Source organism: Nocardiopsis eucommiae (assembly GCF_965344335.1).
GTDB lineage: Bacteria > Actinomycetota > Actinomycetes > Streptosporangiales > Streptosporangiaceae > Nocardiopsis > Nocardiopsis eucommiae.
The window spans coordinates 60,015-72,396 of record NZ_CBDRIY010000033.1; the positions used below are offsets into that span (position 1 = coordinate 60,015).

The window sequence follows — 12,382 nt, forward strand, 5'->3', positions numbered from 1 at the left end:
CCGCGAAAAGCGGCGCTGGTGGGGGTGGTCTGTGGGCCCGTCAGGAGGTCGGGTTGAGGGCGTTCATGAAGTTCGCCTGCATCAACGGGTTGACTCCTGTGGTGTTGGGCTGGGGGGGTGGTGCCGGAGGGGTGGGGTGGAAGGCCTCCCTCAGGGCCTGGAAGTAGGAGTCCAGGGCCGAACGGTGCGTGCGCAGGGCGTCGTGCAGCGCGTCGCGGCGCTCCACCAGATCACTCAGCGCCCTCACCGTGTCCTCTGACAGACCTTGGGGGGTACCAGCGGTGTTCCAGAGGTCGCGCAGCCCGTTCAGGGCCTCGCCGTGCCGCTCGGCGGTCTGCTCCACCGTACGGTTCCAGCCGCGGTCCTCGGCCCCGGAACCGAGGTAGTCACGGATCGCCTGGACGCTGTCCGCGGTCTCCGCCGACCATGATCTCGGGTTCAGCTCGGGCCCGAGGGCCAGCAGGTCGGTGGCCTGACGGGCGTGCCCCCGATCCGCCTCGGACCGGTGCAGACCGAGTTCGTTGTCGAGCGCGGTGCCGAGCGCCTTCTCGGAGTCGGCGGCGGCGCCCTGACGCACCGCGACAGTGTCCCATGCCGCGACGGATTCGGCACTCACGCCGGGTGCGATCTGACGGATCTGGTCCAGGCTCAGCCAGACGTCGACCGTCGAGGTCGTGCTCTCCGCCCTCGGCGGGGTGCCGGACTTGGTGTCCTGGGCGACGACCAGGACGTCGACGGGGAAGCGCACCAGGTAGCCGTTCCCCTTGACCGCGGCGTCGGCGTGGGTCTGCACGGTCGAGGTCGACTGCTTCCCGCCGCCCGCGGCCGAGCTCTTGGCACCGGCGTTGCTCGCGCCACCGCCGACGAGGGCGGCGCTCTCGTCGAAGCCGGAGGCCGACTGGTCCACGCCCTTGATGCCGGACATGTCCAAACCGCTGGTGAGCGCGGTCGAGCCCGCGTGGGCGACGGAGTCCTCGTCCCGGTGTGTGTTCTGGTTCTCGCCGCCCGTCGAGAGGTCCTTCACCGAGCCGATGATGCTGGCGCCACCGGGATCGACCTGGGTGAACAGCTTGGTCTCCAGGCCCGGTACGGCGAAGGGCCCCTGTTTGTCCAGCCCGACGAGGGTCGCGCCGTCGCCCGTGGACGAGGAGCCGAACAGCGTGGTCAGCACCTGCTGGTCCACGGCGGCTCCGAGCATGGGCCCGCGCGGGCCGGGGCGCCCCTGACTGAGGTGGTCCACGGCGTTGGTGACGTTCCGGTCTCCGGTGGCGGGCTCCCAGTCCAGGGCGCGCGCCTGGGCGATCACCGCGGCGTCGGCGATGGGGCCGCGCCCGACCGCCTCGACCGGCGGCAGGTTGACCTGCGGGCGGCCGAGTCCACCGAACCAGGCGTCGGAGATGGTCCGCACGTCGACGGTCCCGGGCTCGGTCCCGGGCGCGGGCGCGGGGGGCGGGACCGGCTGCGAGGTCACCGGAGGCGGGGCGGCCGCCGGCGGCTGGCCGGGGGGCGTGGGCTGGAAGGTTCCCGCAGGGTAGACCTCCGTACGGCTTCCCACGTCGGCGTGTGAGGAGAACACCTTCCCGTCCTCCACGGACACGGTGAAGTCGAACCTCGTCGGCGTGTTCCCGGTGGCTCCTGGTGCCTTGACCGTCCGGGACCTCGACTCCGTCTCGGTGTCCGAGGTCAGGTGCGTCTTGGTGGTCCCGCTCTCCAGGCCGGTCCCCGTGTTCGGGGCGAAGGACTGGTAACGGTCCTTCGGGAAGGTCGGGTCCCCGCTGCTGTCGGTCCCGATGGACTGGGTCGGGTTGACCCCTCCGTCCAGCGTGGCGGTCACTCCGTGCTTCTTCTGCTTGCCCTCGGAGTCGTTGTGTTCGGTGGACTGCGAGACCGAACGCTCCGAGGACATCCCCGACTCGACCGGACCGAAGACGGGGCCGCCGTCAGGGCCCAGTTTGAGCAGGATCCACCCGCCCTTGCTGGGACGCTGCTCCCCCATGAACTCGTTGCGGAACCTGACCTCCAGGGCCAGGCCCCCGGTCTGGTACCTGAGGTTGAGGCCCCGGGTGTTGTTCGGTGACAGGGCGGCCCGGATGTCCCGTTGGCTCTGGTCGGTCAGTTCGAGCCTGTTGTCCCGGACCGCCCTGTTGATGCTGTCCAGAGCGGCGGCGGAGTCGATGTTGTTGAGGGCGTGACCGGACCCCTCCCGACCGGGGACGACCCTGATGTCGTCCGGGACCGACCGGGACCGCTCCAGCGCGGAGTCCAGACCGGCGGTCCCCGGCAGGGCCCCCTTCTGGGCGAGGTCGAGGACACGGAAACGGGAGTCGGTCTGCCCGTTCGCGGTGTGATGGGCGGGGGTGACCTCCTCCTGAACCTGACCGTCCTGCTCGGGGTTCCGGTCGTTCCCCTCCTGGTTCTGGGTGTGGTCCTGGGTCTGAGGCTGGGTCTGGGTCTGAGGCTGGGTCTGGGGCTGGGGGGGCGGGTTGCGATCACCCAATCCCTCCGCGGCCGACCCCCGCCTCAGGACGTTGCCGTTCCCGTCGACGGTCTTGCTGAACGGCAGGGAGACCCCGAGGTTCCAACGGGTGCGGATCGTCGTGTCCACGTCGAAGCGGTCGAAGGTCGTGACGTCCACGGTGCTGCCGGGGAGGGAGACCTTGTTCTCCTCACCGAAGGAGGTCGAGTCGCCCTGGGTCTCCGTCTGCTTGGTGGCGAACGGGGTGAAGCCCACGGCGCCCCGTAGCCGGTTGTACCTGGAGTCGGCCTGGTTGAGGGCCGCCTCCCCCTTGAGCCCGACCGTCACGTTGTGGGAGGAACTCTCGCTCGTACCGACGACCCGGTCGGACTCGGCCTTGAAGGTGAGGTCGACCCCGCCGTCGCGCTGCGCCCCCGAGATGTGCAACGACTCCCGTTCGGCGTGCACGTTGAGGGACAGGTCGGCACGTCTGCGCCAACCGTCCTCGAACTGGCCCTGGAGGGGGAGCCCTCCGTCGTGCACGTCCATCTCGTGGGCGGCCAGGGTCCGGGGCGACCCGAGGACGCGCCAGGTGCCCATGACGGCCTCTCCCGACCGGGAGGCGGGCGTGAACCCGGGCGCGGATCTCACGGAGTCCACGAGGTTGTCCAGAAGGCCCGGCGACTCGGAGTGCTTGGGCGCGTGCGGCAGGCTGTCGAGATCGAGGTCGGGCCGGGGACGCGGGCCTCCGCCCCGGTTGTTCTGGGTCTGCTGGTTGTCCTGGTTCTGGTTGTTCTGCTGGTTGTTCTGGTTGTTCTGGTTGTTCTGGGTCTGTTGCTCGCCCTGGTTCTGCTGGTTCCCCTGCGTCTGGGTGTTCCCCTGGTTCCCCTGTACCGGCGCCGCTGGGGGAACGTCGTTCGTCGGGTTCGGTGGGCGCAGACGCGCGTCGCGTTCCAGCGCGAACCGGTGGTCCTCACCGCGCCCTCGTGCCGCGGCGGCGTCACCGTGCCTGAGCCGCTCGTTGTCGAGCGCCTGGGTGAGCCTCTCCTCCCTGCCGGGCAGGTCCCGTACGGCGTTCACCGACGCGTCGCGGTCGTCGCGAGCGGTGTCCACCGTGTCCCTCGCCTCGTCGGCGCGTCGAGCCGACTCGTCCGCGAGGGTACGGGCCTCGTCAGCCTTCCCCCGCAGATCGTTGGCGGTCTTCTCACTCTCGTCGGCCTTGCTCTCGGCGGTGTCGGCCCTGGTGTCCTGAGTGCTGGCGTCACCGTCGAGACGCTCGGCGTCCCGCAGAGCCTCCCGGGCGTCGTCGCGCTGCTCCCGAATCGCGGGCGGCGTCTCCGAGCGCGGCGGCGTGGTGGTGGCCGCACCGTCGTCGGCGCTCGGCCGGGAGGCTTCCCGGTGGTCCGCCTCGGCCTCCCTGACCGCTTCCACCGCCTCGTCCTTGGCGTCGACGGTCCTGTTCCAGTTGTCGACGGCCGTGCTCAGCAGGTCGTTGGCGGTGGTCTGATCCGTCTGCCCTGGGGCGGGAACGACCAGCGGTGTGAGGTCGGGACCGCTGCCGGGTCCCTCCTCCCGCGCCGGACCGCCGGTCGCCTCCCGGAGCGCACCGACGTAGTCCCACAACTGCTGGACCGCGTCAGCCTGGCGCTCCGCCGCTTCCTGTTGGATCCGGGCGGCGTCCAGGCGGTCCTGGACGGCCTGCCGTCGGTCCGCTCCGGCCTGGTTCTCGGCCTTGGTGGCCGCTTCGTCCTTCTCCTGGAAGTCCTTCTGGTCCCCCTCGGCCTTCTTCTCCGCGGTCTCCAGGTTCTTCTCAGCCTCGGTCAACGCTTCCTGTCGGTCGACGAGGGCGTTCGCCAGAGCCTGGACCCGGTCCCGCTCGGTCCTGGCGTCGTCCACGGCCTGCCGGGCCTGCTGGGCATCGGCCAGCGCCTGTCGGGCGGCGTCGCGGGCCGCCCTCGCGTCAGCCGAGCGGTCGGTGTTCGGTCCGGGGCGGTCGAGTTCCCCCGGGACGGGTGTGGTCCTGGGTCCCTCCAACACGACCCGCGGACCGCCCGCGTCGGGACCCACGCCCTGCGGTGTGACGTCGAGCCGCACGGGGGTGTTGCTGCCGATCGACGCGTCGAGGCGCAGCTCGTAGGACCAGGAGTCCAGGTCACCCTCGGATTTGGAGGACGCCTCGACACCCCCCTTGCGGTTGCCGGAGAACGGTTTCGCCGTCTCGTGCTCGTAGGTGTATCCACCACCGAGTTCGAGCACGCCCTTGGGCAGGCCACCCGCCGTGATCCCGAACCGCGCCTGGAAGGCGGCGGTGATCTCCCCGCCGTAGGCGATGGAGTTCTGCTTGCCTGATCCCTGCGCGGTCGACGCGCCGAGTCCGGAGCTCAGGGAGCCGCCGCTGCGGGATCCCTCGAAACGGGGGTCGCTGAGTCCCCCGTTCAGGCGGATCGTGAGGAAGTCCGAGCCGTCCCGGTCGTCGGTGCGTACCGACGACAACCCGGGGATCGCGCTGACGAAGTCACGCAGGGCCCCGGGGGCGGGTGTGAGTGCGTTGCGCAACCCACCGGTGCGCAGGATGATGTCGACACCGCTGGTCGTCAGGGCGTCGGCCCCCGAGACCGCCCTGCCGACCTGATCGTAGATCTCCAGGGTGTTCTCTGCGCGCAGGTCCGGGCCCCGCCACAGACTCCCCCAGAAGCCCCTTCTGGCTCCCGGAGCCCCGGAGGGGTCGTTGACGAGTTCGGGGTGCAGGGCGAACACCTGTTCGTGGAGCCGCCTGGCCGCGACGGTCATCGGCGAGTCGCCGTTGCCGTCCCGCAGACGGCCGTCGTTCCACTCGGCGCGCACCGGTGCCGCCTCGCCCAGGTGCCGCACGCCGTCCGCCGTGAGGCCGGGAACACTGGGCGCAGCCGGAGGGGTCGCGGCGGCCCGGTTGTCACCACCGCCCGCCAGGGTGCGGGCGTCGTCGGTGGACACCTGGTCGAGGGTGGTCAGGTCCAGGGTTCCCGGACGTACCAGCGGCTGGGGCTGCGGCTGGGACGAACGGTCACCGCGTTCTCCGCCGTTGCCCTCGGTGCTCGCCCCGGTGTCGTCCGTGTCCGTCGTGTTCTCGGCGGCGGGTGGTGCGGGCTGCGGCTCGGTTGTCGTCACACGGTAGGTGCGCTCCACCTGGTAGAAGGCGGAGTCGCCCTTGGCGCCGGGCCCGAACACGCGCTCACTGCCGTACTCGGTACTGCGCGTGTGCTTCTGCGTGCCCTTGGCCCCGACGACCACCTCGGGTCCGGCGCGAAGGACCACGGACTCCCCGGGGAGGATGCCGCCGAGGAAACCGGCACCCGCCCGGACCTCCTGCTTGTCGGTGCGTGCCGCGCCGAACGTCGCGTTGCCGGAGGACTTGCCGGTGTCCGTGAAGGACGAGTCCTTCAGGTCCGGTCCGACCTTCACATAGTTGACCGGGCCACCGCTGATCTCCAGGATCTGGGTGTTGCCCTTCGGGTCCGAGTAGGCGAAGCGCAGAACCTCCCCGTTGTCCGCCCGGGGCAGGTTGTCCAGCAGAGTCCGCGGGCTGACGGGGAACCTCGGGGGCACCGTGGTGTCGATCAGGCCCAGCGTCTGCGAGAACCGGGGGGCGCGGATCGGCGTCCCGTTGCCGCCGTCGACACGGGAAGCGGGGTCGTCGGTGCGGAACTCCTGCGGGGCGGGCCGGTGGTCAGCCGTGCTCTCCCCGCCGTTGTCACGCAGGTGACCCGGCAGGACCAGGTCGAACGCGTCGTTCAACCGGTCGGAGAACTCGACCCGGACCGGCGGAACGGCGGGTTGCTGCTGACCAGCGGTGTCCTGTCCCGGTGGCTGCTGGACCGAAGGTCGCCGCTGGTCGCCAGAGGCCGCCTCGCCGGGGGGCGGAGAGGGTCGCTGTGGCGGTGGCGCGATGTCCAGGACCGCGTTGACCACGAGGTCGCCGGTGAAGCGGGCGGGATTGTCCCCGTCCACGTCGACCTTGCGCTTGTGACGGCGCTCAGTACTCGTCTGGTACTCGGTGCCGCGCTGACGGACCGCGAACGACGCCTTCAGACGCGGGGTGATGAGCGCGGCCGTGCCCCCGATCTCACCGATCACGGCCGCGGGAAACGCCGGGTTGACGCTCTTGCGGCTCTGCTGGGCGCCGCTGCCCACGGTCTTGGCCCGGTTCTCGGTCGCGTTCCCGGCGTCGACGCGACGGTCGGGCGAGTCCGTGATGTCGCGCCACGTGCGGTCCACCGACAGTTGTACGTTCCCTCGCGGGGGCGGCGTGTTCCGGTCGTCGCCGTCCCCGTCCCGACGGGGATCGTGCACGGGGACGTCGATCGTCTCCCCGGGGGTGGTCCGCCCTCCGCTGATGCGCTCGATGGCATCGGTGAGCGCCGAACCGTCCGGCTCCACGCCCTGCCGCCGGATCTGGTCGAACAGCCGGTCCCGCAGACCGTCGACGTCAGCGTCGGGGTTCATCCGCATGCCGGAGTAGCCGCCGTGGTCGGCGTTGGGCCCGATGTCCGCGAGGACGTCGAGCACCTCGGCGGTCTCCTGCGTGACGGGCCTGGTCACGGGCGGCGGGTCCGGTGGCGTGAGGTCGGGCGTGACGACGATCTGCGGGGGGTCCTGCCGCGTGGTCTCACCGTCGACCTGCTGCTGCGTGTCGGTCGGCGCCACGGTCCCGTCCTGGACCTGAGGCGGGGGCGTCTCGCCCGTGGTGGTCGAGTTGGTCCCGCGCGGGGTCCGGGAGGAACCCTCGCCCCCGTCGTCGGTGACTCTGGTGCGACGACGCCTACGGCTCCCGTCGCCTTCGCGGTCACGCTGCTCCCCGAGGTCCCGCATCGGATGGCTCTCGGGCCTCCTGCGGTTCCGGCCGCCGCTGCCCCCGTCGTCCCTGCTGCTGCCTCCGTTGTCCCTGCTGCTGCCTCCGTTGTTACGGCTGTTGCGGCCGCCGCCCCCGTTGTTGCTGCTACTTCCGCCGCTCTTGGACTTGAAAGGGTTGAAGAGGGGTGAGGCGGCCCGGTGGTCTCCGCCCTGCGTGGTCACCGGAGTGGGACCGCTCGGCATCTGTGAGAGCGGCGCGTCCATGCCCGCGTCGCGCGCGGTGTCGAGGGCCTGGTCCCAACGCCCGTCCGAGGTCCACTCCCGGACCGTCTGGTCGAAGTCCTCCCGCAGCCGGGGCGGGAGGTCGGCGCGTACCTGGTCGTCACCGCGACCGCGCACACGGCTGTCGTAGGCGGCGCCGAACAGGGCCACGTTGTCGGAGTGGTTCCGGTTCCCGTCGGGGTCGAGCACCTGGGACAGGTCCCGGTGCACGGAGTCGGGAAGGTCGCCCACCCGGGCGGGCGGGTCGTAGCGGGAGGCCTCGTTCGCCTGGGTCTCGATCTGGTCCAGGTAGTGGTTGAGGATCTGCGGAGGCCGGTTGTCGCGCCCGCCGGGCGAGTCCATGTATCCGCCGACCTCGTGGACCGCGCTCGAGTTCGGCGAGTCGCGGAGCACGGCGCGGGGGCGACCGGACCCGTCCTGGGACAGGTCCTGGGACTCGTCGTTGAGACCGATCCGGTGCAGGAGCTCGTGCAGCCAGACGTCGGGGCCGTCGTCCATGCGCCAGTTGGCGGTGTCGCTGCGCCCGGGCAGGTCCGGGTTGTCGCGGACCCAGGACACGTTGGAGTGCGGTCGACCGTCGGGACCGACCGGTTCCACACGGACGTGGAGCTGGTCACCGCTGCCGGGCAGACGGTAGCGCTCGTTGACGACGTCGTTCAACCGGTCCAGGAAGACCTGCTGGGCCGTGTTCGCGTCCGACTGACTGACGTCGGGTCCGGTGTCGAAGTTGATCCGGACCGTCAGTTCGGTGACGTGCGTCGGCCCGTCGGGGCCGGGGTCCGGCAGCGGAATGCGACGCACGTCGAAGCCGCGATCCGCGATCGAGGTGATCGGGTTGTCCTTGCTGGATCCGTGCAGGATCTCGACACCGTCGGTGTCGACGCCGGAGCGGTCGCGGTTGCCCCCCACACGCGTGGGTTCGATGCTGTCCCGGATGTTCTGCCAGTCAGCGGGCGGGCGCATCCGGTCGGACACGGGGGCCGGGGCGTCGGGGTCGGGACGCGGGCGGGACACCGGTGGGGTGTTGGTCTGGTTGCCGGGCGGGGGCTGACGGCGCCCGTCCCCCGTGGACTCCTGGCCACCCTGCGCGCCGGGGTGGAGCGGCGGGGCCATGACAACGGGCACGGGCGTGCCGTCGGGACGCGCGGTCGACTCGTTCGAGCCGTCGTCCTGGCGGACGGGCGCCCCGGAACCGTCCTCGTCACGCGTGGAGCTCTGGGAATCGTCGTCGTTCTGTCGTCCCTGCTGGTCACCGTTCTGGTGGACGGTCGCGTCGGAGTCCGACTCACCGGAGGGCCGGTCCCCAGGGGGCCGGACGTCGGCGCCGGTGCCGTCCTGGGAAGTGCGGGTGTCGTCCGATCCGGTCTCGTGGTCCGTGACGGTCTCGGGACCGCCGTCGCGCCCGGAGCCGTTCGGACGGTGGGTGTTCGCGTTGCCGTCGCTCGAACCCTGTCCGCCCGCGTTCGGGGACGGCCCGGTCGAGGTCTGGCCGTTGCCGTCGGTGGCGTCCTGGGACCCCTGAGCCGGGGTGTCCTGGTCGGTGGACCGGCCGCCCTGGTCGTCGGTCGTCAGATCCGGTCGGCCGGTGTTGGACTCCTCCTGATTCGGGGTCTCCCGAACCGGTACGTCCTGGTTCGGGGACTCCTGAACCGGCACGTTCTGCTCGGGCGTCTCCCGGACCGGCGTGCCCTCAGGGCCGTTCGCGTCCTCGGAACCACCCGACTCCCGCACCACACCGTCACCGGCGGGCTGCTCCTGGACGGGAGACTCCTGGACGGGCGTGTCCTCGGCGCCGTTCTCACGCACCGGGCCGTCCGTGTCCCTGACCACGCCGTCACCCGACGTGTCCTCGACCGGCCGCTCCTGGACGGGAGGGTTCGGGTTCGGGGAATCCTGGGCGGGCTGCTCCTGGTTCGGCGTCTCCCGAACCGGGGCGGCGTCCCCGCCGTTCTCCCGCGCGGGACCGCCGCCCCCGACCTCGCCGTCACCCGACGCGTCCTGGACCGGAGGGTTCGGGGTCGGGGTCGGGGTCTCTTGGACCGGGGTCTCCGACACGGGAGTTTCCTGGACCGGAGGAGCCGGGGTCGGATTCGGCGTCTCCTGTACCGGAGGAGCCGGGGCCGGGGCAGGGGACTCCTGGACAGGGGTCTCCTGAGCAGGGGTCTCCTGGACCGGAGGAGTCGGCGTCGGCGTCGGCGTCTCCTGGACGGGAGGAGCCGGGGTCGGGGCAGGGGTCTCCGACACGGGAGGCTCCTGGACCGGAGGAGCCGGGGTCGGGGTTTCCTGGACGGGAGGAGCCGGGTTCGGGGCGGGGGTCTCCTGAACCGGCTGTTCCTGGACCGGAGGATTCGGGGTCGGGGCAGGGGTCTCCTGGTTCTGGGACCCCTCCGCAGGTGTGTTCTCGGGCCCTCCCTGGTCCCCGTTCGGCGTCTCGGGGCCGTCCACGGCCCCCGCACCCTCGCCGTCACCGGTCTGTTCGGGGGAACGGTCCTGTCCGCCGGTGTCCTGTTCCTGACCGCCGACGACCGGTGCGTCGCCCGGCCCACCGCCCTCCGAGTTCGAGTTCTCCTGGCCACCGCGGTTCAGGTGGTCGGAGTCGTCGCCACCCGTGTTCTCGTCAGCGTTGTCGACGGGGCGGTCGGATCCCCGCCCCGGGGAGTCCTCGGTGGCGGGCCCCTCGTTCGAGCCGTTGTTCTCGTTCGACGGCGGCTCGGGTGTGGCGGAGCCCGTGTTGTCCTGGTCGTTCGTGTCCGACGACTCGGTGGACACCCGCTGGGGCGGCGGCGGAGGAGGCGGGGTCGAGTTCTGCGAGCCGTCGCCCCGCCCGTCGCGCGATCCCCCGCCCGCCCCTTCCGAGGAGGAGTTGTTCGAGCCGGGTCCGTTCGAGGAGGAGGACCCGGAGTCGGACGTGCTGACGTTCTCGTTCCCGTCCGGGGAACCGTCGCCGCCGCGGTGGTCGTTGAGGCCGTCGTCGGTCGGGCTCGGCGTCGGGGTGGGCGGCGGGACACCCTCGGGCAGACCCGCGTTCCTCAGGTGGTCGATGAGCAGCAGCCCGCCCTGGGTGAGGCTCTGCTGGACCGCTCCGGAGACGAGGCCCGAGACACCGGACAGCCAGGTGATGGAGAAGCTCTTCTCGTCGCTGAACAGCAGGTTGAAGAAGCCCTCGCTGAGCATCCCCTGCGCCGCGTTGGCGATGCCCTGGCCACCGAGCTGCGCCAGGAAGTTCTTCCAGTGCGTCCCCACGTCGGAGAGGCCGTCGCGCACACTGGCGGGCACGCCCGTGGTCAGGAAGTCACGCATGTTGGGGTCCAGGCCCCGTCCGTACTTGCTCACCACGTCGTTCAGCGCGTCGTCGAGCCCGTTCCTGCCCCAGTTCCGGGTGAACGCGTCGGCGTACGCGTTACCGAACTCCCGGGCCTGGTCCTTGCCCATCGACCCGCCGAGGGAGTTGGCGAACTGGTCTCCCATGTCGGTGCGGAAGCGTTCGCCGTCGATCGGACGGTTCCACCCGGGCCGGTTGTCCATGCCGTAGGGGCGCAGCAGCTCGTCGCTGTTGCGGCCCATCACACTGCCGATGCCCTCGGGCAGGCCGCCGGGGCCGCCACCGGGGCCGCCCGTCGGGAAGTTGTCGTCGAGATGCTTGGTGATGGAGGGCCCGGTGGTGTTGCCGAGCAGCTTGTTGAACTGGCCGGACAGTGCGCTGCCGCCGAAGACGGCGGCGGTGCCGAACAGACCGTCCAGCATGGCGCCCTTGGCCGCGTCCTCGGTGAGCTTGTGGTCCCACCCGTCGCGGTTGCCCTGGTCGATCTGGATGCGCTGGATCAGCGCGTCGAGGGTGAGCGCGAAGAACTGGCTGATCGCCATCTGCTGGAGCAGTGTCGAGAGCAGCCGGAACATGACCCGCCCGATGACGGTGCGGGCGATCGCCTGGAAGATCGGGATCTTGGCGAGGGAGGCGCCGAAGGTGTACGGCGCCATGGCGATCGCCCAGGCGATCTCCAGGGCCAGCTGGACGAGCTGGCCGATGATCATCCACTTCGCGTACTGCACCTGCGTGCCCGCGTTGTGGACGTACTCCTGGAGACCCCGGGCGACCTTCGTGCCCTCTCCGAGGTAGTTGTTCTGCCCCGCCGTGAACTCGTCCACCGACTGGTCGAAGAAGTCCGCCGCCGTGGCGTCGAAGTTCTCCCGCACCTTGTTCTTGATCCGGATGACGAGCTGCGGGAGCTCGACCTCCAGCTGGTCGGCGGTGGTGCCGTAGACCTGGGCGAGCTCCCACAGCCGTGTCTCGTCGGCTGTGGGCCACTCCGAACCGGTCAGGACCGAGAACAGGTTGCGGAGTTCGGCGGGCAGTTCCATTCCCATGGGAGGTCAGTGCCTCCCGCTGGTACCACCGAGGCCGCCCTGGATCCCGCCCAGGCGCGCCGCGGTGTCGATGCCGTACTGCTCGGAGCGGCCGAACTGCTTGGCGGTGTTGATGGTGGCCTCGGCGGTGTCCTCGAACGCCGTGCCGAGCGTCTTCAGGAAGACCGCGAACCCGTCCCGGTTGGGGACGTAGTTCTTCTCGAACGACTTGGCGACGGCGTCGCCGTCGCCCCAGCACTCACCCAGGGCATCACTCGAGGTGGTGAACCACTGGTCGATCCCCCGCACGTAGGCGGCGAGTTCGTGGATATCGGCACCGTCCCTGGCGACCGCCTCCGGGTCGATGGAGATGCGTTCCGACATGGCCCCTCCTTACTCGTCCTGTCTGTCTGCGTCGTCGCGGGGGGGGGGGGGGGGGGGGGGGGGGGGGCCCAGCCCTCTTCCTCTCCC

At 71.0% G+C, this 12,382-nt stretch carries 2 protein-coding genes; both read right to left on the bottom strand.

From position 1 onward, the window contains the following. Nucleotides 1-40: 40 nt before the first annotated feature. Nucleotides 41-11,932: a WXG100-like domain-containing protein gene (locus tag ACRWK8_RS20000; RefSeq protein WP_431872119.1), complete on the bottom strand. Its 11,892-nt coding sequence runs from the start codon at nucleotides 11,930-11,932 to the stop codon at nucleotides 41-43. Between the two features lie 6 nt (nucleotides 11,933-11,938). Next, entirely contained in the window at nucleotides 11,939-12,295 is a 357-nt protein-coding gene (locus ACRWK8_RS20005; protein WP_378735752.1) for a hypothetical protein, read from the bottom strand. Nucleotides 12,296-12,382 lie beyond the last annotated feature (87 nt).

Coding starts and splice junctions, on each gene's coding strand:
- ACRWK8_RS20000 (WP_431872119.1), bottom strand. CDS start 11,932: ATGGGAATGGAACTGCCCGCCGAACTCCGCAACCTGTTCTCGGTCCTG.
- ACRWK8_RS20005 (WP_378735752.1), bottom strand. CDS start 12,295: ATGTCGGAACGCATCTCCATCGACCCGGAGGCGGTCGCCAGGGACGGT.